The organism is Porphyromonas sp. KLE 1280, assembly GCF_000700805.1.
In the GTDB taxonomy this organism is placed as follows: Bacteria; Bacteroidota; Bacteroidia; order Bacteroidales; family Porphyromonadaceae; genus Porphyromonas; species Porphyromonas pasteri.
Genome location: NZ_KL362963.1, coordinates 40,679 through 62,854 on the forward strand (window position 1 = coordinate 40,679; position 22,176 = coordinate 62,854).

At 55.4% G+C, this 22,176-nt stretch carries 20 protein-coding genes; 6 read left to right on the plus strand and 14 right to left on the minus strand.

The features are described 5' to 3' along the window. Positions 1-18: 18 nt before the first annotated feature. From rpsH to HMPREF1121_RS03880, 14 genes are all read right to left on the minus strand, one after another. Positions 19-414 (minus strand): 30S ribosomal protein S8, encoded by a 396-nt coding sequence (rpsH, locus tag HMPREF1121_RS03820; RefSeq protein WP_009433286.1) that lies wholly within the window; start codon positions 412-414, stop codon positions 19-21. Positions 415-1,335: 921 nt separating this feature from the next. Further along, the gene (locus HMPREF1121_RS03825; RefSeq protein WP_044114826.1) at positions 1,336-3,282 is read right to left on the minus strand and encodes a GmrSD restriction endonuclease domain-containing protein; all 1,947 of its coding nucleotides are present in this window, start codon (positions 3,280-3,282) and stop codon (positions 1,336-1,338) included. Position 3,283: 1 nt separating this feature from the next. Continuing rightward, positions 3,284-4,606 (minus strand): DUF262 domain-containing protein, encoded by a 1,323-nt coding sequence (locus HMPREF1121_RS03830; protein WP_044114828.1) that lies wholly within the window; start codon positions 4,604-4,606, stop codon positions 3,284-3,286. A gap of 641 nt (positions 4,607-5,247) precedes the next feature. Then, positions 5,248-6,381, minus strand: coding sequence for a metallophosphoesterase (locus HMPREF1121_RS03835; RefSeq protein WP_044114830.1), 1,134 nt, complete (start codon positions 6,379-6,381; stop codon positions 5,248-5,250). 27 nt (positions 6,382-6,408) lie between these two features. Next, entirely contained in the window at positions 6,409-7,803 is a 1,395-nt protein-coding gene (locus HMPREF1121_RS03840) for an MATE family efflux transporter (protein WP_044114832.1), read from the minus strand. Between the two features lie 200 nt (positions 7,804-8,003). Further along, positions 8,004-8,153 (minus strand): DUF4295 domain-containing protein, encoded by a 150-nt coding sequence (locus HMPREF1121_RS08735; protein ID WP_009433277.1) that lies wholly within the window; start codon positions 8,151-8,153, stop codon positions 8,004-8,006. A gap of 18 nt (positions 8,154-8,171) precedes the next feature. Beyond that, positions 8,172-8,360, minus strand: coding sequence for a 50S ribosomal protein L33 (gene rpmG, locus HMPREF1121_RS03845; RefSeq protein ID WP_009433251.1), 189 nt, complete (start codon positions 8,358-8,360; stop codon positions 8,172-8,174). Positions 8,361-8,370: 10 nt separating this feature from the next. Further along, positions 8,371-8,622 (minus strand): 50S ribosomal protein L28, encoded by a 252-nt coding sequence (gene rpmB / locus HMPREF1121_RS03850; protein WP_044114835.1) that lies wholly within the window; start codon positions 8,620-8,622, stop codon positions 8,371-8,373. A 210-nt stretch (positions 8,623-8,832) separates the two neighbouring features. Beyond that, positions 8,833-9,381 carry an FHA domain-containing protein gene (locus tag HMPREF1121_RS03855; protein WP_044114836.1) on the minus strand — a complete coding sequence of 183 codons (549 nt, stop codon included), beginning with the start codon at positions 9,379-9,381 and terminating at the stop codon, positions 8,833-8,835. 4 nt (positions 9,382-9,385) lie between these two features. Beyond that, positions 9,386-11,095 carry a S41 family peptidase gene (locus HMPREF1121_RS03860; protein WP_044114838.1) on the minus strand — a complete coding sequence of 570 codons (1,710 nt, stop codon included), beginning with the start codon at positions 11,093-11,095 and terminating at the stop codon, positions 9,386-9,388. A gap of 71 nt (positions 11,096-11,166) precedes the next feature. After that, entirely contained in the window at positions 11,167-11,868 is a 702-nt protein-coding gene (locus tag HMPREF1121_RS03865; RefSeq protein ID WP_044114839.1) for a YggS family pyridoxal phosphate-dependent enzyme, read from the minus strand. Beyond that, positions 11,849-12,295: a DUF4494 domain-containing protein gene (locus HMPREF1121_RS03870; protein ID WP_044114840.1), complete on the minus strand. Its 447-nt coding sequence runs from the start codon at positions 12,293-12,295 to the stop codon at positions 11,849-11,851. Before HMPREF1121_RS03870 ends, HMPREF1121_RS03865 begins: the two co-directional genes overlap by 20 nt. Positions 12,296-12,343: 48 nt before the next feature. Continuing rightward, entirely contained in the window at positions 12,344-14,167 is a 1,824-nt protein-coding gene (locus tag HMPREF1121_RS03875; RefSeq protein ID WP_044114841.1) for an AMP-dependent synthetase/ligase, read from the minus strand. 62 nt (positions 14,168-14,229) lie between these two features. Then, positions 14,230-16,137 (minus strand): RNA-binding domain-containing protein, encoded by a 1,908-nt coding sequence (locus HMPREF1121_RS03880; RefSeq protein ID WP_052353587.1) that lies wholly within the window; start codon positions 16,135-16,137, stop codon positions 14,230-14,232. A gap of 496 nt (positions 16,138-16,633) precedes the next feature. On the opposite strand from HMPREF1121_RS03880, the gene HMPREF1121_RS03885 reads away from it, so the two are divergent. From HMPREF1121_RS03885 to HMPREF1121_RS03910, 6 genes are read left to right on the plus strand one after another with little or no spacing between them, the layout of a single operon-like run. Then, the gene (locus tag HMPREF1121_RS03885; protein ID WP_232223730.1) at positions 16,634-17,011 is read left to right on the plus strand and encodes a DUF3276 family protein; all 378 of its coding nucleotides are present in this window, start codon (positions 16,634-16,636) and stop codon (positions 17,009-17,011) included. 28 nt (positions 17,012-17,039) lie between these two features. Then, on the plus strand, positions 17,040-17,447 hold the full coding sequence (locus HMPREF1121_RS03890; RefSeq protein WP_044114843.1) for a hypothetical protein: 408 nt from the start codon (positions 17,040-17,042) through the stop codon (positions 17,445-17,447). Next, the gene (mtaB, locus tag HMPREF1121_RS03895; protein ID WP_044114844.1) at positions 17,444-18,754 is read left to right on the plus strand and encodes a tRNA (N(6)-L-threonylcarbamoyladenosine(37)-C(2))-methylthiotransferase MtaB; all 1,311 of its coding nucleotides are present in this window, start codon (positions 17,444-17,446) and stop codon (positions 18,752-18,754) included. Before HMPREF1121_RS03890 ends, mtaB begins: the two co-directional genes overlap by 4 nt. Before the next feature lie 13 nt (positions 18,755-18,767). After that, positions 18,768-19,727 carry a lysophospholipid acyltransferase family protein gene (locus tag HMPREF1121_RS03900; RefSeq protein ID WP_044114845.1) on the plus strand — a complete coding sequence of 320 codons (960 nt, stop codon included), beginning with the start codon at positions 18,768-18,770 and terminating at the stop codon, positions 19,725-19,727. A 16-nt stretch (positions 19,728-19,743) separates the two neighbouring features. Then, on the plus strand, positions 19,744-20,781 hold the full coding sequence (locus HMPREF1121_RS03905; RefSeq protein ID WP_044114846.1) for a glycosyltransferase family 2 protein: 1,038 nt from the start codon (positions 19,744-19,746) through the stop codon (positions 20,779-20,781). A 28-nt stretch (positions 20,782-20,809) separates the two neighbouring features. Continuing rightward, entirely contained in the window at positions 20,810-22,120 is a 1,311-nt protein-coding gene (locus tag HMPREF1121_RS03910; protein ID WP_044114847.1) for a replication-associated recombination protein A, read from the plus strand. Positions 22,121-22,176 lie beyond the last annotated feature (56 nt).

Below are 22,176 nucleotides of genomic sequence, written 5' to 3' on the forward strand. Positions count from 1 at the left end.
AGTTTGTACCTCCTTGCTTTAGTAGATGTAACATAGCACTTCGCCACCTACCTTGAGCTGCGAAGCTTCCTTATCGGTCATGACACCCTTCGAAGTAGAGAGGATAGCGATACCGAGACCATTGAGTACGCGGGGCATCTCACGATAGCCGACATACTTACGAAGACCTGGGCGAGAGACGCGCTTCAGGGCCTTGAGGGCGTTCACACGACCCGAGCGGTCGTACTTCAGAGCCACCTTGATGCTCCCCTGAGGGCCATCTTCGACGAACTTAAAGTTGAGGATGTACCCCTTGTCGAAGAGGATCTTCGTGATCTCTTTCTTTAGATTAGACGCGGGGATCTCGACCACACGATGGCCAGCCTTCACTGCATTACGCAGGCGCGTCAGATAATCTGCAATAGGATCTGTCATTAAATTGAGAATTAAATTGATCCGGACGTCCCGGACAATATTTAAACATACTGCTTAGTGCCTTCTCTGCGACCAAGCGCCCCTCAGGAAGGAGCACATCGGCGCATAAAAAGCATGCAAATTTACAAACTATTTGCCACACTTGCAACTCACACAAGCATAAGCATATCGCATCAACTCAGCACAGCCTTAAGACACCCCCTATCCGAGGTATAATCCACCCCTCCACCACAACGGAAGCGCAACCTTCGTCACCACACGCTCCACCTACCGCAAAGGAGATAAAACCCTCTACCTCACCCGCTAATCCTTCGCAAGCCCTCCTCCAAGCTACACTACCCTACTACCAGCCATTGCCTTCCCTCCCGAAAGAACCCCCCCTCTCTACAAGCCCGTAGAAGCAACCACTATATGAAGACTGTTGCCGCAAGTCACGCCCTCTACTTAGAGTGCTAAGGCAACGCTCGCTCTGACCCCACGATAGACCTCTCCAAAGTGATACGCAAGCCCTTCGCCTTATCACAAACATTCTTCTTATCCAGCGGAGGAAAAAGCATCCTTCTCGCGAAGGAAAAAGCGTCTTCCCATAGTGATTTTCCTCTGTCTACGTACGTAGTCTTAAAGACCAGGCACGCAAATCCAAATATCCACGTACGTAGATATTAGAGCCACGTACGTAGCCCAAACTTACCTACCACTCGTCCGCAACTTTTATCCCTACGCGGAGCAGCAACCTACTATGGGTTTGCACCACATACCACTACTCGTTTGCACCCCACACCAATAGTTGTTTGCACTCCTCCCCGTATAAGCAGGACTAAAGAACAACGCCACCCTCGGGAGACAATCCCGAGGGCGGCAAACTAACAGCGCACATTACTATCACAAGGTGCGTGCGCGAAAAGCGGAGAGCCCTATAGCCTATTCCTCTTCTACGGCTTTCTTCAGAGCCCTACAGAGCAGGCGGATCATCTCCTCCTCATGCTTAGCGCACTCTGACAGCCTCCACGTTTCGCTGGTTCCCCCTTCAATAATATCCCCCATGATGCGAAGCTTCAGACTACCCTTCTGCACCATCTTCTTATAAGACTTCATCTTGGACTCGGGCGAAAGATTGGAGAACTTAGAGTTTACACTTCGAGAGATGATGCACAGATTCCCGAAGACATCTCTTCCATCCCATGGCTCAATGGTCCCATCGGAGGGATGCTGTGGATACCAGTGCTCTACTGAGTTACGGAACTCGAAAACAAAGTCTTTATACTTCTCCTTATCTTCCTTCCACAGCAAGTAGTCTAGGTAGTTAAAGACAATGTGTGGAGTCCTCACACCAAAGGCATAGTTCTCCGACTTATATTCTTGAAGGTCATACGCTCCCATTTCCTCAAGCGTCTTCCCAAAGAAGCCCTCTGCCACAGCCTCTGCAGCTATACGCTCCGCCCTATCAGACAGTTCGGGCAGCTCGGATTCGTCGTCAAACAACCACACCAGCAACTCCGTTATCCAGTGCATAACCTTAGGAGAGGTGTATGACACACGGAGGGCAGACTGGATCATCAGACACTCCTTATTGCGTGGCGCATAGGTCTTCTCCCACTCATTCTCATAGCGAAGTCTTGTGTTTGCATAGTAAGCCTTCTTCTTATATCCTGCACCCGAAGTGCATAATTCTTTAAGACTCCAAACCCCTTCTTGATCGTCACCCGCATACTCACGCTTGACAACAAACTGATCGAATAGGAAGCGCGAACGCAACAAGAACAGAATAAACTCACGAGCGAAGCTAGCCTTATTCTCCTTGATAGGCTTACCACCCATTTGCCCACAAGTGATTACCTTATTGTAGTCTGCAAGCAAGCGCTTGTCATCAAGCAAGCTACCCAAGCCACGTCCTTCACTTAAAGACACATCCTCAACACGAAGAAAAACTCGGAGGACATGGAGCAAGAAATAAGGGAAGCCTATAATACTGTCGAAACGTATCGGGATCCTGTCTCCCTCTTGCACTCCATCGGCTGTCTCGACTCTAAAGCTAGGTTTGACAATACCCTTGATTGAAAATTCCTTATCTGCTCTCTGCCCCATATCCAAGCAGCCCTTATAGTCACCCCAGTCATCTGAAGGGCTATAGCTCCATCCTCCGCCAAAGATCTCTTCCCTCTCCGCTTTAGCAAAGTGCATCTGAACATAGCCTGTCATATCACTACAAGCGCTCCACACCCTAGAGAAAAACTCCTGCTCTTTCCGATTACTCAGATAACCCATGAGCTGAGCCTTGAGAATATCATGCTGCTCCAGCTGTTCACCTCGGGTATTCATGATCTCAAAGTAGCGATTGAGATCCGTATGTTCGGGGACCTCTATTCGATAGAGAATCACCATCTTCAAGCGTTCCACAAAGGCATCCACATCAATAGCCCCGGCCATAAACTTCTGATCAATCGCCTTTAGTCCGTTGAGAATAGACTGTTCCAGCCTATCCTCATCACCTACGAGCAACTTCTCATCAGAGAGTAGATCTTGAAGATGCTCCAGCGTATAGTTCGAGTTTGGACGGCAGTCAAACGAGAGTGTTTTCCCAACTTCACCCACCAATCCATCATGCGAGACTAGATAATGCAGCAAGAGATAGAGTGTAGTTAGACGCTGTTGGCCATCCACAACCTCATATCTCTCTTCCCTACCCTTAACCTTCGCTACAACGAGCGATCCGATATAATAATCCCCAACGGAATCATTAATATCATCGATGAGCTGCACAATCTCTTTATCCTCCCAGGCATAAGCACGCTGGTAGCGAGGTATCACATAGTGCACCTCCTTATCAAAGAGGGTCTCATCATCAAGTATTCTCAGTTCCTGTATCATTTTACTTATATCCGTTTAATAGTAGAAGGTCTTCATACAGCCCCTGCCACTTCTCTGCCTCAGCCTCATCATTATCTCGTTTTACTATCAGAGGCATCCCTGATATCTCCGTATGTCTACGAGCTGAAGAGATCAGTGAAATTACGGGCTCAGAATTGGTATACTTATCATTATCACCAAGGCCAATAGCATACCGATTAACGGAATCAAAGCCCAAATGATTCATATCAACTCGAAGCATCATCGCCCATGTAAACAGCTTCTTCACTGCCATCAAATCAAAGTTATGGAAGCGGTCGTAGTAGCAGAGCAGAGCGCAAAAAAACAGATTGCGAGCATGATTCATCCCCGTCGATGAAGACTTACAAGCCTTATCTAAGTCTGCTGGAGTTTTGATCTGCCCCACCTTTGACTTATCATCAATGAGTAGCTCCTTGATGCGTGCAAAATCAGGATTGTCAATAAGCTCCAGCTTGATACTATGAAGCATTTGCATGTAGTGGTCTACCATCTCAAAGAAATCTCCTCCTGAGATCAGTGGCTCCGAAAGCAGGAAGTAAGGCATAGCCTTGTTAGCCCGGCGTGCATAAGTGTACCCCGAACTCTCCTCAATCCCCTTATAAAGATCTATTTCAGCTGCAGTGAAGCGGCTAGACTTCCGCCGCTTGGACCAATTCCATAGCGGAAAGAGATAGTTATCAAAGAGCTCACGAATAGCCTTGGGATCCTTAGACTCCCACTTCAAGACAGCACGCTGCATATCATACTTATCATGAATCTCCCTAAGGTGATAAGCCTTGAGTAAGTCATGGGGATACAGCTCACGCCCTCGAGTATTCTGTGAGTCAAAGAGCTGAAAAGCCTCACTCAGTTCATTGACCGTAAGGACAACTACCTCGAGCACCTCACTGAGAGCCTTATCAAAGGCCTCCTTGACCCCGTCATCTACAGAAGAACACCATTCACGGATTCTATCCGAATTACTATGAAGATTACCCAGAGTAACCTTATCCGAGAACGCGGCAGATAGGAGACTACATGTAAAGTCTGGATTCAGACACAGCTTCAATAGCAGGAACGAGAGAATACGCTGTTGCCCATCGACGATCTCATAGGGCTTCGTATCATTTTCCTGATAGAGAATCACGGTCCCCACACGATACTTGAAGTTCGGATACTTTTTTGCATCCTCAATTCCCTTCTGAATATCAAGAATAAGCTCTCTGATATTCTTTTCCGTCCACTTATAGGGACGTTGGTAGCTGGGAATAACTAAGTCGAGCTTTAGCAGCTCTTCAACCGAGAGTATTTTGGCCTCACTCATTTCTTCTACATTGACAATCTATAGGGAAGGATTTTACTTGGGGGAAATTCGCAGAGGCATGATGGCCAACACGAACTCATCCACCTCTGCTTTCAATTGGTAAATATAGACAACTTTACCCATCAAAACAAACAATTATCCCACAAACACTTACCCACCACACATAACACCCCGAACAAAAGCATTATGCACACAGCAAAAAAGACAACGTTACATCATCCAAAATCCCCGTCATAGCAGGGAGAAGACTCAGGCAAGCAAGCCAAAGGAGGGGTATTACCCTCCCCCTTCTCTACCGCGCAAGGCGGCATCTCTCTCCGAGGAGGAGGAAGAAAAGGAGAAGCCGAGGAAGGGAATATCAACCTATATTGGTCGGCGGGCTGACCTATATTGGTCCACACAGCGATCTATATAGGTCACGAGACGAATCTATATAGGTCAGCCCGCCGACCAATATAGATTCACACCACCCATCCATAGAGATCCCGTGACAAAGCTGTACAGGCATAGCACATACACTTATAGCAAAGCGAGATACACCGAACTATGCAGCCTACCCGATAAAGAACGAAAGCCAGGCGCCAGCCCTCTTGAGAGAGCTGGCGCTTGGCGGTATTTGGATGGAGCAGAGCTATAGCCCGCTACCAGTAGAGGTCGTAGACGCGGATCTCACTGCGCGTACCTACGCGGTAGGTCGCCCCCGCCGAGCCGACACCTGAGGAGATGCACACCTCACGCTCACCCACAGAGCGCGTACCCGAGACCATACCATAGCGCCACCAGACCATCAGTTGGCCGGGCCAGATCTGTCCACCATGGGTATGACCACAGAGGATGAGGTCCACGGGGCTATCGCCGATGCTATCTATCGAGGCGGGCGTATGCTCCATGAGCACGACGGGCCCACGCAAGGGATCCGCTTCGTTGGCGATGACCTCGAAGGGCTTTCGGTTGCCATTCACCCAGTCATCACGCCCGATGAGCGTAAGCGGGCCATTCCCAGGGAAGGCGATACTGTCGCGAAGGAGCGTGCCACCGACTTCGGAGACCCAGCGGATATTGGCCTCCAGATCGTCACGATATTCGTGATTTCCCAAGACGTAGTACACCCCCATAGGTGCATGGAGTGAGCGAAGCGAAGCCATCACACGCGGATCATAAGCGTAGACGGCGCGGTGATCGATGAAGTCCCCACCGCAGAGGATGAGGTCAGGCTGCTGGTCTTGGATGAGCTTCACCGCACGAGCGATATAGTCGGGCGTCATCGCTTCGCCGATATGCAGGTCGGAGAAGAAGACCAGACGCATGCGCTTCTCGGGCTGTGCCCCTTCGGGCACTAGACGCTTGACGGTGTACTTCTGATACATGACGCGCGGGTAGCGCACATTGCGGTGGCCGATGACCATTGTCGTGAAGAAGACAGCAAGGGCAGCGATGAAGGCGACGACCTTCACCCCCTGCTTTACCGCAGGGCGAGCCGAAGCGTAAAGCTTGAGCGTGCGCGCATCGATATAGCGTAGGATATTCACCCCGACGACGACGGCCGTGGCGTACATCGTGGAGAAGAAGATGTACACGCTACCATTCATCACGGCACTCATCCAGTCGGCTTCGAAGCGGCGATGAATGAGGAGCGCAATGGAGAAGAGGACAAAGATCAGCACCAGCAAGCCCCAGAAGACGCGGCGCAGACGGGGCCCCAGCACTTGCCCTGCGCGCCACCCGAGGTACGGGAAGAGGAAGAGGCAGCAGAGAACCGAATACAAATAAACCATAGTATAAAGGGAAAGTGGCGTGCGACCTTAGAGCCCCTCGGAGGAGAAGTTACGGTCGAAGATCTTGAACTGATAGTACATCAGGATCATCCCCAGCACACCCGAAGCGATGTCCGAGAAGGGAAGCGCGAGCCATACACCCGTAGCATCCCAGAGCAGGGGGAAGAGGAAGAGCGCAGGTAGGAGGAAGAGGATCTGACGCGAGAGACTCAAGAGAAGCGCCTTACCCCCGAAGCCAATACTCTGGAAGAACTGCGTAGCCGTGACCTGGAAGCCTACGAAGGCAAAGCCATAGAGGCAGAGGCGCAACGCATGGACAGAGGCCTCGATCATCTCAGGCGAGCTGGTGAAGAGCGAGGCGATCAAGCCTGGTGCCACCACCGCCACGACAGTCACGAAAGCACCGATACCGAAGTTCGTCATCGAGCAGATCTTGAAGGTCAGACGCACACGATCCATCGCACGGGCTCCGTAGTTGTAGCCCACGATGGGCTGCATCCCCTGAGCGATACCGAGCATGAACATGAAGCCCACAAGGGCCGCGCTATTGATGATCCCATAAGCCCCCACCGCTCGGTCAGCCATCAGAGGGTTCTCTGCATAGCGCGCCAGGGTGGAGTTGATGAGGAAGGTGATCCCACTACTGAGGAGCTGCAGGAAGAAGGGCGACATCCCGATAGAGAGGATCGCCAGGATCTGCTCGGAGGAAAGGCGCATATTGCGTCGGCGGAACTGCACCTCGCTCTTGCTACTGAGGAAGTGCTGCATCACAAACGCAGACGACACAGCCATAGCGATCACCGTAGCCCAAGCAGCCCCCTCGATACCCCAGTCAAAGCCATAGATGAAGAGCGCATCGAGGAGCGTGTTGAGCCCAGCCCCGATGAGCATCGTGACCATCGCCTTGTAGGGATAACCCGAAGCACGCATGATCGCATTGAAGCTGAAGCAGAGCGTCGAGAAGATATTCCCCGGGATCATGATCTTCAGATAGTCGTAAGCGAAGGGGAGCGTGCGATCGTTAGCCCCCAGAGCTCGGAGGATTTCGTCGAGCCAGATCATCACCGGCACCAAGGTCAGCACCTGCGTGACCAGAGTCAGCAGGAGGGCATTACTCAGGATACGCTCAGCCTGATCGTGCTTGTTCTCGCCTAGGAGGATGGACACACGAGATGAAGCCCCGACGCCGATAAGCATACCAAAGGCTTGGAGGAAGATCAGGATAGGGAAGGTCAGAGCAAGCCCTGTGATAGCAAATTCACTGACGCCCTGACCGATGAAGATGCGGTCAACGACGCTGTAGAGCGCGTTGACCATCGTCCCCACAATCGCTGGGACACCATAGTGAATAAGTAGGCGTGGGATGCGCTCGTGAGCTAAGCGCTCGATGCGCTCGGTGTTTTTTTCTGCCTGCGTAGACATGAAGATCTCTGCTTTATAGGGTCGGCACCGCAGCTGATAGAAGTGCGGTGAGGGGAGTTAACTCGGAGGTCTCGAAAAGATAAGAGGCTGCCCGCTTGCATTGCATGGGGCAGCCTCTTGTAGGTGTGTGCTACACTCGGGTAGCGGCGGTGGGTGCGACCTCTATAGCGAGGGCAAAGCACCCGACGAAGTTCGTTCGATTAAGAGAAGAACTCCTTGACGGCTTCGTTGGGGACCATCTCTTCCTGGAAGATGTAAGCACCCGTCTTAGGGGACTTGACCATCTTGATGACCTTAGAGTAGGTACGACCGTCGGCCTTCTTGAATGATGCGACTGCTTTCTTTGCCATTGTCTTGTCTCCTCGTGATTACTTGATTTCCTTATGGACCGTCATACGCTTGAGGATGGGGTTGTACTTTCTCAGCTCAAGACGCTCGGTCGTATTCTTTCTGTTCTTGGTCGTGATGTAGCGGGACGTCCCTGGCATACCACTCTCCTTGTGCTCAGTGCACTCGAGGATGACCTGTACTCTGTTTCCTTTAGCTTTCTTTGCCATGATCTTCCTACTACTTTACTTTGATTTCACTTAGGTAGCCATTGTTTGCAGCCTGACGCACAGCAGCATCGAGACCGATCTTATTGATGAGGCGGAGGCCTGCGGCAGACACCTTCAGGATGATCCAGCACCCTTCTTCTGGCCAGAAGAACTTCTTGGTAAACAGGTTGACTTCGAAGCGGCGCTTTGTCTTGCGATTGGAGTGCGAGACATTGTTGCCGACCAGGGCTTTCTTACCTGTAATCTGACAAATCTTTGACATTACTCTTATATTTTAGTTTGCTATTTCTAACGTAATCAGCGGCTTGTATCTTCACCTCCCTCAGGAGGACTGTACAATCGGTCTGCAAAGTAAGCAAAAAATACGCACATAAGCAACCCACTATGCCATGCAGACGTAAAAAATCGTCCACCACTACGAGAGCGATGAGCGTAGCTCGCTGGCCCCTCGAGTGGAGAGAAAAGGCGCGAGCTACGACTCCTCGATGGTGGGATCTTCGGGGAGAGGTTCGTCACTGAAGATGATGGAGGTAGCGCCGAGTGTGAGCACATCTCCAGGCTGGAGATAGCGCCACTCCTTCGGAGCGAGAAGCTCGCCTGCGAGGAAGGTCCCCACACGGCTATCGTCATCTGCCACAGCAAAGCTGAGCTTCCCCGTACGCCCCTCGGTGACCTTGATGATCGCATGATGGCGGTCCATGCTGGGGTCGGAGGTGATGACAGGGATATCCGTATCGGTATCCTTGTTGCGACGGCCGATAGCATTCACCCCGACGTAGAGGGGAAAGAGCTGCTTATAGCCGAAGACATTCTCTACCACGATGACATGCCCGACGGAGGTGCGCTGCTCTTGTCTCTTCGTGCTCTTAGCCGAAGGCAAGCGCAGACGCAGGTTGAGCTGATGCGTGCACTGCGGGCAGATGATCGAGAGGCGATCCTCTCCCGAGGCCTGCAGCTCCTCGATACGCTCCCTCCTCAGAGGGATCGCTGTATCGCACTTGGGGCAAAAGATTTTCTTCATCGCACTACTTCGCTGTAGGGGCCGTGGCCTTAGCCTCAGGGCGGCTCAGGACCTTCGTGTAGCGTGCGGGATCTGCGAGGAGATCCTCTGCGGCACGCACCATCTTATCCTCGGCGACACTGCGCTCCAGCGCCCCTCTATTGTAATAGTAGCGGGTGAGAATAGCCCCCGTCAGATACTGCTCGATGAAGGGACGATGCTCCTCGAGGTCGTGCTTGAGGTCGGGGACGAGGAGCTTCTTCAGCGCCTCGAAGGCCTCACGACTTTTGTTGTAATAGCCCTCAAACTTCGCCAGGTCCTCCAGCTTCTTCAGCTCCTTGCCACTCTGGCGGTCGTAGTCGAACTTCTTCTCGATCATGTGATTAGAGAAGGAGGCATAGTCTGCATCCGTGAGCTTGAAGTCACGGGGTGAAGCGATCGCGCGGTGGCTGCGCACATAGTCGGTGATCCAGTCGAAGGCATCGTTATTGACACGCAGGTAGTACACCATCGTGGGCAGCGAGTCATTCGTGAGAGCGATGTCGGGGAGGATACCACCAGCATCACGGACCTCACGGCCTGCTCGCGTATGGAAGACCTTCGTCAGGCTGTCAGGCAGGATCGTAGCGCCCTTACCCTCACGTAGCGACTGGTAGTTGATGCGCTGGATACAGCGACCGCTGGGGATGTAGTACTTCGCCGTCGTGAGCTTGATCGTCCCCTCGTAGGGGAGCTGCATCGTCGTCTGCACAAGGCCCTTACCATAGCTCTTGACGCCCATGACGACAGCGCGATCGAGGTCCTGCAGAGCACCGCTCACGATCTCGGAGGCCGAGGCTGACTGCCCATTGATGAGCACTGCGATGGGGATCTGCGTGTCGAGAGGCTTGTCAGTCGTGCGATAGACGACCTCCTGACGGCGGGCATTACGGCCACGCGTCGTCACGACCTCCTCACCTGCGGGGACGAAGAAGTTGACGATCTTGATGGCTTCGTCGATGAGCCCACCACCATTGTCGCGTAGGTCAAGGATGAGCCCGCGGAGCTGGTGCTTGGACTTGAGGTCCAGGAAGGCCTTCTTCACCTCAGCGGCTGCCGTGTTGGGGAAGCCCGTGAGGGAGATATAGCCCATATCCTTCCCGATGACACCATAGTAAGGCACGGGGCTGACCTGAATCTTCTGACGGCGGAACTCGATACGGTGAGGCTTCGACTCCCCTGGACGCTGGATGAGGAGCACGATCTTGCTCCCTGGCGTACCCTTGAGAGCGGCACTCACCTTATCGCTGGTCGACTTACGGAAGTCCTGACCGTCGACCTCGAGGATGACGTCACCAGCACGCAGACCGGCCTGCGCAGCGGGCATACCCTCCATGGGGTCGTTGATGATGATCGTGCTATCGGGGCGCTGCGAGATGACCGACCCGATACCGCCATAAGCCCCAGTCGTCAGGAGACGGAGCTTGTCGGTATCCTCCGACGAATAGTACTCGGTATAGGGGTCGAGGCTCTCGAGCATACCGTCCAGGCCGATACGGCTCAGACGCTTGATATCGATGGAGTCGACAAAGTGGCGGTCAAGGAGCGCCAGTGAGGAGCCGAAGATATCGACAGCCTGCACGTAGCCAAACTTATTATCCTTCTTCTTCTCTTCCTTGCCCTTCGTCTGAGCCGACGCAGGCGTGAGGAGGAGTAGGCCGAGCGCGAGGCTCAGGATCTTCGTCCAGTAAGTCATAGATGGATTGCTAAATTGAGGTAGGAGCCCTCTCCACGCTGGGCAGCGGGGCGAAGACACCTCGATATATACTATGCGCGGTCTCCGAAGATAGCGGAGCCGACACGCACCAGGGTAGCGCCCTCACGGAGCGCCAGCGGATAGTCTCCACTCATACCCATAGAGAGCTCGGTGAAGAGCTCGGGCTGGAGGAGCAGTCCCGAGGAGCGGATCTCGTCGAAGAGGCGATGCACCGTGGCGAACTCACCACTGATGACAGCCTCATCATCGACATTGCTCGCCATAGCCATCAGACCATAGAGAGCGACGCCACGATACGTCTCGGGGCTCGAAGCGATGTGCCCAAGGAGCTCACGTAGCTCGTCGGGGGAGAAGCCACTCTTCGTCTCCTCACGGGCTACATGCACCTCGAGGAGGATGGGGATGGTGCGCCCCGCACGCTGGGCCTGACGGCATATCTCCAGAAGGAGGCGCTCAGAGGTGACGCTCTCAATCATGTGGATGAAGGGAGCGATGTACTTCACCTTGTTCGTCTGCAGCGACCCGATGAAGTGCCAGACGAGGTCGGGATAGCGCTCACGGAGGCTCTCCCACTTCTCTACCAGCTCCTGCACACGGCTCTCGCCGAAGAGGCGCTGGCCTGCAGCGTGCGCCATCTCGATATACTCCGCAGGGTGGAACTTCGACACGGCCACCAGCCGTGCCCCACCCGTCAGCGTAGAGCGTATCTTATCGAGGCGCTCAGCTATATCCTCACTTCTCAGGAGCTTCATATTGGAAGACGTCTAAGATCTGCGTGTCGGTGACTGCAGCGATCTCGTAGCTGGCCATCTGGCTATCGAGCTGAGCCTTCAGCTCGGTGACAGCGTTAGGCAGCGAATCGGACTTGACGATCATCGTAGCGGAAGTCTTCTTCTCCGAGCCACTCTTCTCATCAACGGTGATGAAGTTCACCTTAGCACGGAAGTAGCGGTCATCCTCGGCCTCTTCGTTGAGGAAGAGCTCGGCGATACGCGCACGGCGGATGTTCACCACCTCCAGCTCACCGACCGAAACGAAGGGTCTAACCTCCTTGATGATACGCTTCTCTGCCTCTGTGAAGGAGAGGGCATCTACCAGGTAGCTTTCGGAAACCTTCTTCATACCCATCGAGTCGGCCTGGCGCTCGTAGGAAACTTTGCATTCGAACCAATAGTTCATCGTCTGTATCTAATTCTTGTATTTGTATTCTGTAGCAGGGTGTCGAGGCTACTCCTCGTACATATGGGCGATCTCGCTGGCATAGTGCTCAGCGACGACCTTACGGCGTAGCTTCAGTGTATTGGTCAGCTCGCCGCTCTCCAGCGTGAAGGGCGTCGTCATCAGGTGGAATTTCTTCACCTTCTCATACTGCGCTACGGAGCTGAGAGCAGCCTCTACATGCGCCATCACGAGGCGGTGCACCTCATGCTGCTTGCTGAGCTCCTCTTCGCTGAGGTCACGAGACACGCCACGCTCGGCAGCCTCACGGCGCAGCACCTCCCAGTTGGGGTAGATGAGCGCACTGACGAACTTATACCCATCTGCGATGATAGCGACCTGCTCGAAGAGGGGATCGACCGTGAGCAAGCCCTCGAGCATCTGCGGAGCGATGTACTTACCGTTGGCCGTCTTGAAGAGGTCCTTGATACGCTCTGTGAAGTAGAGCACGCCATTCTCCATACGACCAGCATCCCCCGTGCGGAAGAAGCCGTCTTCGGTGAACGCCTCAGCGTTGGCCTCGGGATTGTTGTAGTAGCCCGTCGTCACCGTCGGACCCTTGACGAGGATCTCACTCGTCTCGGGATCGATCTTCACCTCGAGAGCGGGCATGATCGTACCGATTGACTCGAGGTCGAAGCCCACCATAGGCTGGGAGGACACCGTCGCCGTCGTCTCCGACAGCCCATAGCCCACACACATAGGCACATTGATCGAGCGCAGGAAGCGAAGGATCTCGGGCGAGACCGAAGCCCCTGCCGTGGGGAAGAAGCGGCCGCGCTGCAGCCCGATAGCCTTCTTCACCTTCGCAAAGAGCGTCTTATCGTAGAGCTTATAGAGGAGCTTGAGGAAGAGTGGCGCCTTCTTCCCCTCGTTCACGAAGTCGAAGAAGTAGCGACCCCCCACCTGGATAGCGTGGCGAAGGACATAGCGCAGGGGCTTAGGCGAGCGATTGATCTTGTCCTGCACACCGATATACACCTTCTCCCAGAAGCGAGGCACATTGCCCATCATCGAGGGGCGTACCATAGGTAGCGCCTCGAGGATACGCTTCGGATCGCTGAGGACAGCCACCTGACAGCCCATGCTGAGGCAGAGGTAGCTCCACGCCTTCTCGAGGATGTGGTTCAGCGGGAGGAAGCACATCGAGACGTCGCGATTCGTGATGAAGGGGTACTTGAGCTGGTGCGCATAGAGCTGCTCGATGAAGTTGCTATGATGCAGCATCACGCCCTTGCTCTTACCCGTCGTACCGGAGGTGTAGATGATGACCGCCAGGTCGGTAGCCAGCGCTTGGCTTGCCGTGACGTTCGCCTTGTTCTCATAGGCGACGGAGTCCCCACGGCGCACGAACTCATCGTAGTACATCGAGGTCGTGTCCCCAGGGGCCAGTACCACCTCGTTGTCGAAGATGATCAGGCGGCGAAGTGACCCGCCACGCTGCTGCACCTCATAGGCATTGTTGTACTGGAACTGACCGCCGACGAACATCGTCTCGACGCCAGCATCCTCCACGATGAACTGCACCTGATCGGGCGTACTCGTCGCGTAGAGGGGCACCGAGACGGCGCGCATCATGAAGATCCCCAGCTCGGTAGTGATGCAGCCCACACGGTTGGGCGAATAGATCGCGATACGGTCGCCCGTCTGGATCTGCAGGTAAGCCAAGCCCTTGGCTGCCGAGAGGCAGAGGTTAGCGACCTGCTCGCCATTGAGCTTCTCCCAGCGCTCATTATGCTTGTTGTAGTAGCGCATAATGGTCTTGCCTGGGTAGCGTACACGGAACTGGTGGGGGAACTCCGCCAGGTGATACTTAGGGTATGGAGGTGTCATTGCTCTGTCTATACAAGTGTGGTCGGGGTGGGATGCCCCGCTAATTCTCTTACAAATTTAGCCTATTCTTCTCGTCCCGCTCTATATTGCTGATTGGGATGCCGTTTTACAGAGAACCTTTGCTCAAGCACGCCTTGCTTGAGGAGACGAGGAAGGATTACATTTCTCACATGATCCTTTGTTCGATGTAGGTAGTCAGCGATCTCTTGAGCTGTCCGCCATTCGGTGCAGAAGCAGCAAACAAGTCGCTCCGTCTCCTGTGCACTGAGCTTACGCTTGGTAGCTTGCATCATTTGCTCTTCCGAGCTTGCATCGTTTGAAGGCGTAGCTTGGATCATTTGCTCTTCCGAGCTTGCATCGTTTGAAGGCGCAGCTTGCATCATTTGAGCTTCTGAGCTTGCATTATTTGAAGGCATAGCTTGCATCATTTGTTCGCTTGCTTCACCACCATCATTAAGATGATAAACACACCCTCTCCCACGCCCTTCTGCTATCAGTAGCCCATCTCGACGAAGCTTCTGAAGAACCTTTGTGATATCTGCTGGATGCATCGGGAGCAACTCTTTAAGTCGCTCATGACTAATAACGCCTTCACTCTGAGCGGTCGCAAGCAGTAGCAGTTCATTCTCATCAAGCTCATCAATAGGACTACCGAGCTGATCCTTCAAGGAGGTAAGAATGCGAGGATCCAGCAATGACTCTAAGGGCATCACAAGCTCCACTTTATTGGGGCGCAAGAGTTCGTTGGGATAGGGTCTACCCCAGCGCGAAGCCTTCCACCCTCTGAGGATCTTGTCGACCCCGCTACCCGCCTTCTCGGCCTGCCCCATCATCATAAACATCTGCTGGAGCGATGTATTCCGACAGACACTCTCCCCGCCTCTAAAGAACTGTTCGCGGGAAATGAGTAGTACGCCAGGATTGGACAGGATGATCTTATCTGGATATTTGGTGACCAGAAGTGAAGCCTCCTCGCTGTAGTCCGCATGCACACACAGATTGGCCATAGCTTCACGAAGCGCTTCATGAGCCAGCGTCCCATCTCGGCGCACACCATCCTCTAAGCGAAAGGGAGTGGGCAACGATGCTTGAAGCTTCGGTAGCACCCGACGATAGAACTGAAATAGGTTGACCTCCCATGTGCCATCAGGATAAATACGATCACTCCAGCGGTCACTATCAGAAGTAATTTCCTTGTAATCGGGGAAAAAGTTCGGTGCACAGGCAGGATCCTTGATGGCCTCGAACTTCCCAAACATCAGAAGCCCAGCCAAGGTGAATCCTTCTTCGCCACTCTCTCGATCCCGTCGATAGCCACCCAGCTTACGCATTAGCCCATCATTGTCCTCTGTCACCCAAGGGTGGTCGGGATGGACTGTCATAAAGAGACGCCGATATTGCTCAAGAGAGAGGAGATCAATATCTTCCCACGTAAATCCCTTAAGAATACGACCATCAGCAGGGCGGGATAAGTCCGCATCGGCCATCATACGACGCACCTCTGCTGGGGTACAGAGGAAGTCCCCTGTAGCATTGCGCCTGTAGGTCCCATCATCGGGTATGCGCTTCCAATAAACAGGTCGCTGTATCCGAGTTGCTTGAGGCACCCTCACAGTCAGCACAAACGATCCATCCACATCTATGATCTGTACATCCTCATTGGATAGCAGACAAAGACTGATCACCTCCTTATTACGCACCTGTGACCAAAGCTTATCCTTACACTGCTCAGCCTCCTCTCGCGTGAGTCCACTTAGGCGCAAGCCATCGTTTTCCTCCTTGACACCAAGGACGATGACGCCTCCATGAGTATTAGCAAAGGCCGAATACGTAGGCCAAATCTCCTTCGCAAAGCCTCCCTTTGCACTCTTAAATTCAATCTCCTCACACTCACCTATGCCAAGTAGCTCATAGATGTAAGCCACTTGGTCCTCTGTGCTGTATTGATTGGTCATACTGATTGAAGTCATATTGAACTACTATGGGATACCTACAAAGATACGCCTTAAACGTACCCTTGCACTCAACAAAGATACGACGAGCCCTCCGTTTCTGCGGTGTGACTACCACTACTGTATAGATACGGAAGTAATAGAGAATGAGAGACTATTCTCAGCGAAAAAAAGGTGCGGAGCAGTAGGAGATTTTCTTCGTCCACGTACGTAGATATTAGGACTACGTACGGAGATGATAGGATGCAGGCACGTGGACGATAAATCTACGTGCGTGGACAGAGGAATTGTAGCGGTGCTGCGGGAGAAAATCCATAGTCGGAGGGAATTATCCCTGTAGTCATCGGAGGAAATAGACGTAGTGCGCGGGTGTGAGGATGAATAGCAGAGCGGAGCTACAAGCGGGCGAGAAGCAGGGCAACAGCCCTACAGGGGCGGGGCAGTCCGCCCGCAGGACAATGGAGGTATTTCCGTAACTTCGTAGCGTATAAAAAAGAATTGATCACTTATGAGTATGGATAAAGATTGGGGAGGATCAACCCTTTTGGCCTCACGTAAGCTCAAGGCCGGGACCAGATACTATTACATAGACGCCAAACTCGACAGCAAGGGCAATAAGTACATCGTGCTCTCAGAGACCAAGCTCAAGGAGAGCGAAGGTAAGCTCGAGCGTCACCGTATCTTCATCTACGAAGAGGACTTCGCGAAGGTCTCAGAGGCCCTACGCCAGACCATCCTCGAGGTCTCCGACACCGTCCTCGCAGGCGATGAGCCCACTGCCGCCGAGGCAGGCACCACGCACGCTCACCACACAGAGGCCACGACCGAGGCACTTCACGACGAAGACCTCCAGCTTCAGTCCTTCGATATCGAGTGGACCGACGAAGCTTAACCCCACACCCTTCAGTCACCCACCTCTGATGACCCATCGTCAGCTCTATGGGCTCGCTGCCCTCCTCTGGCTCATCGCTGGGGTCAATGTCCTGCGCATTGGCCTCGTGAACTGGCCCAGCGAGACGAATATCCTCGTGAGCATCCTCTGGCTCATCGGGAGCTTGGCTTTCTTCGCCGGCTTCATCTTCCCCCGTGTCGTGCGGCGCAATCTCATCGGGCTTACCGATCGAGCCGAAGGCACCCTGCGCTGGTATCAGTGCTTCACGCCCTCCTCGTGGATCATCATGGCGGGCATGATCACCCTCGGCATCACCCTGCGCACCCTTAACCTCGTGCCTCACTCCTTCGTCACGGGCTTCTATACGGGGCTGGGTCTCTCGCTCATGCTCTCCACTTACCCTTATCTCCGCCTTCTCTTCCGACCCAAGCGATGACCGATACCTCTGTCTTCGAAGACAAGAAAGCCGCCTACTACACCCTCGGCTGTAAGCTCAACTTCGCTGAGACGTCGACCATCGGGCGCTCGCTGCTTGCCCAAGGGGTGCGGAGCGTGCGTCCGAGGGAAGTAGCCGACATCTGCGTCATCAACACCTGCTCGGTGACGGAGCTGGCGGACAAGAAGTGCCGCACGATGATCCGTAAGGCGGCCCGTGAGCATCCTGGCTCCTTCGTCGTCGTGACGGGCTGCTATGCCCAGCTCAGCCCCGAGGAGATCGCAGACATCGAGGGCGTCCATCTGGTCATCGGCTCGGAGAAGAAGCTTGACATCGCCGACTACCTCGATCTGGAGCGCCCCCGTGATGCGGGTGCCAGCATCGTGAGAGGGCGCACGAAGGATATACGTACCTTCCGCCTCAGCTCATCCTCCGACGAGCGCACGCGCCACTTCCTCAAGGTACAGGACGGCTGTGACTACCACTGCACCTACTGCACCATCCCCAAGGCCCGAGGGCGAAGCCGTAGCGGCTCGATCGCCGAGATCGTCGCCGAAGCCGAGCGTATCGCCCGCGAAGGTGCTCGCGAGATCGTGCTGACGGGCGTCAATATCGGAGACTTCGGCAAGGGTCATCCAGGTGAAGACTTCTTCGCCCTCATCAAGGCACTGGATAAGGTCGAGGGTATCGAGCGCTTCCGCATCGGCTCCATCGAGCCCAACCTCCTCAGCGAAGAGATCATCCGCTACTCGGCCACCTCACGGCGTATCGCTCCCCACTTCCACATCCCCCTACAGAGCGGTAGTGACGAAGTCCTCCGCCTGATGAAGCGCCGCTATGACACAGCGCTCTTCCGCTCCCGTGTGGAGCTGATCCGTGAGCTCATGCCCCATGCCTTCATCGGTGTGGACGTCATCGTCGGCACACGTGGCGAAGAGGAGCGCTACTTCGAGGAGTGCTATCAGTTCCTCGAGGGTCTCCCCTTCTCCCAGCTCCACGTCTTCAGCTATTCGGAGCGCGAAGGTACGGCAGCCCTCTCCATCGAGCATGCCGTCACACCCCGCGACAAGCACAAGCGTAGCCAGCGTCTGGCCCGCCTCTCTGAGGAGCGTCTTCAGGACTTCTACCGCGCCAACCTCGGTCGTGAGCTTACGGTGATCTGGGAGCACGGCAATTATGACGGCCGCATGATGGGCCACAGTGAGAACTATATCCGTGTAGCACAGCCCTACGACGAGGCGGCTATCGGCACGACGACACGTATCACCCCACAGCACCTCGACGAGTCGGGGACCTTCGTCTATTGAGCACGTACGAGAGATGACTGAGCAGCTGACCTACTACCTCCTTCGCGGCCTCTTCGGCCTCTTGGCACGCCTGCCGTGGGTGGTCATCCACGCGCTGTGCCATGCGACCGCCTTCCTCATCGGGCGGGTCGTGGGCTATCGCCGTGCCGTCGTGCGAGACAACCTCTCCCGTAGCTTCCCCGAGAAGACAACAGAGGAGCTGCGACGGATCGAGCGAGACTTCTACCTGCAGTTCGCCTACAACTTCCTCTCCACGCCGAAGCTCCTGCACCAGAGCCCCGAGCGCCTCACCAAGGAGCACTTCATCATGCCCGATCTCTCGCCCCTCGTGGAGGCAGCGAAGCAGTACGACTGCGTGCTCGTCGCCCTCGGGCACTACGGCAACTGGGAGCTCTTCTCCACGGGGCAGATCCAGCTCACCACCATCGGCTACAGTATGGATCAGGTCTATCGCCCGCTGAAGAGCAAGGCTCTTGATCGCCTCTTCGCTGAGCAACGCCAGCGCTTCGGCGCACGCCTCGTCGCCAAGGACAAGATCGCACGCCACATCGTAGAGTATGTGCGTGCCAAGGACGGTCGTCACTGGTTCGTCGCGATGATCACGGACCAAGCCCCGGGCATCGGTCACGCCACCTACTTCACCGACTTCCTCCACCAGCCGACAGCGATCCTCGACGGCATCGAGCGCCTCGGGAAGAAGTACCGCCTACCTATCTTCTACTTCGACATTGAGCGAAGGAGCCCCATCCAGTTCGTAGGGCACTACGTGCCTATCTACGACCCAGCAGAGGGCGACCTGCCCGTCTATACCGTCACCGAGCGCTATGCCCGTATGCTGGAGGCAAATATCCAGCGCGACCCAGCAGCCTGGCTCTGGTCGCATAAGCGCTGGAAGCGCCCCCTCGAGAACTACCCCGAGGCCGTGCGCAGTGCCCGACTCCAAGCACTCCTTGACTCTGAGCAAGACAACTAACTATACTACACACGCTATGCATCCTACCACACACGCCGAGGTGGCCGTCCTCGTCCTCAACTGGAATGGCCGTAGCCTCCTGGAGACTTTCCTCCCCTCTTGGGTGCAACACACCCCCGCAGGCGCAGACCTCATCATCGTAGACAATGGCTCGACGGACGACTCCGTGGCCTTCGTCCGCGAGCACTATCCCGAGGTGCGCCTCCACCTCTTCACCGAGAACCATGGCTTCGCAGCGGGCTACAACAAGGCCATCGCCGAGCTGGACTACAAGACGGTCGTCCTCCTCAATAGCGACGTCGAGCTCAGCCGAGGCTGGCTCGATGAGCCCCTCCGCCTCCTCGACACCGACCCCACGATCGCTGCCGTCCAGCCTACGATCCGTGCACAGCGCGACCCGAAGAGCTTCGAGTACGCCGGTGCTGCTGGTGGCTTCATCGACTCACTGGGCTATCCCTTCTGCCGTGGCCGTCTCTTTGGCACACTCGAGGAGGACCACGGGCAGTACGCTACCCCCACAGATCTCTTCTGGGCATCGGGCGCCTGCCTCATCATCCGCCGTGACGTCTATCTTGAGGTCGGCGGGCTGGATACGGTCTTCTTCGCCCATCAGGAGGAGATCGACCTGTGCTGGCGACTCAATGCCCGCGGGCATCGCATCGCTTTCGCTCCCACCTCAGTCGTCTACCATGTCGGTGGCGCCAGCCTCTCGGCAGAGAGCCCAAGGAAGGTCTTCCTCAACTTCAGGAACAACCTCCTGATGATCTACAAGAACCTCCCTGCACCCCGCCTGCACCGCGTGCTGCTCTGCCGCTTCTTCCTCGACTTCTTCGCGGCCTTCGTCTACCTCCTCCAGCTCAAGCCCCGCCACTGCTACGCCGTCCTCGAGGGCTGGCGCTGCTTCATGATCAAGCGCCAGCGCTACGAAGAGGTGCGCAAGGAGAATATCGCTAAGACCGTCCGTCCCCTCCCCACGAGTCTGATGAAGCCCTATAGCCTCCTGGTGCAGTACTACTTCCGCGGACGCCGACGCTACAGCGATCTGCCTCAATAACCCCCGCCTAACCGCCCCACTCCCGCCTATGACCACCCTCAAGCCGCTGGCCGAGCGTATGCGCCCGACGAGCCTCGAGCACTACTTCGGCCAGTCTCACCTCGTCGGGCCGCAGGGTATCTTGCGCCCTATGATCGAGCAGCAGCGCCTCCCGTCGCTGATCTTCTGGGGCCCTCCAGGAGTGGGAAAGACGACGCTCTCGGAGATCATCGCCCGCAGCCTCGATACCGCCTTCTACTCGCTGAGTGCCGTCCACTCGGGTGTCAAGGATGTGCGCGAGGTGCTGGAGCGCATCCAGAGTGAGCAGAGCGGGATCTTCGGCTCGTCGGTACGCCCCATCCTCTTCATCGACGAAATCCATCGCTTCAGCAAGAGCCAGCAGGACTCCCTCCTGGCCGCCGTGGAGCAAGGTATCGTCACGCTCATCGGCGCCACGACGGAGAACCCCAGCTTCGAGGTCATCCGTCCGCTCCTCTCCCGCTGTCAGGTCTATACGCTTAATCCCCTTTCCACCGAGGAGATCATCGGCCTCCTGCAGCACGCCATCGCAAACGACGAACTCCTCTCGCAGCGCCGCATCGAGCTCACCGAGACTGCCGCACTCCTACGCTACGCTGGTGGCGACGCACGCCGTGCGCTGAATATCCTCGAGCTGGTCGCCCTATCGACGACCTCCGACCCGCTTCAGGTCACGGACGAACTGGTCAGCCAGCGTGTGCAGACGAATCCCTTAGCCTTCGACAAGGGCGGTGAACTCCACTACGACATCGCTTCGGCACTCATCAAGAGCATCCGAGGAAGTGACCCCGACGCCGCTATCTATTGGCTCGCACGCCTCATCGAGGGGGGCGAAGACCCCTCCTTCATCGCACGCCGACTGATGATCTCCGCCGCCGAAGACATAGGCCTTGCTAACCCCAATGCCCTCCTACTCGCCACCTCCTGCGCCGAGACCCTCGAGCGCATCGGCTGGCCCGAGGGGCGCATCCCCTTGGCCGAGACGGTCATCTACTTAGCTTGTAGCGAGAAGAGCAATAGCGCCTATATGGCGATCAACCGTGCCCTCGCCTTCGTCAAGCAGACGGGCAACCTCCCCGTACCGCTTCACCTGCGCAATGCTCCCACGGAGCTGATGAAGGACCTGGGCTATGGCGAAGGCTACCGCTACTCGCACGACTACCCAGGACACTTCATACAGCAAGCCTACCTCCCCGAGAGCATCGGGCGGGAGCGCTTCTGGCAGTCGGACGAGTCCAACGGTGCCGAGGCGAAGATGATGGAGCGTCAGCACTCGCGCTGGCAAGGCCGCTTCACCGCCCCGACAGAGCCCGAGAAGTAAGCACCCACTACAAAAAGCACACGGAGCGAATCATTGTCCCCCAATGATTCGCTCCG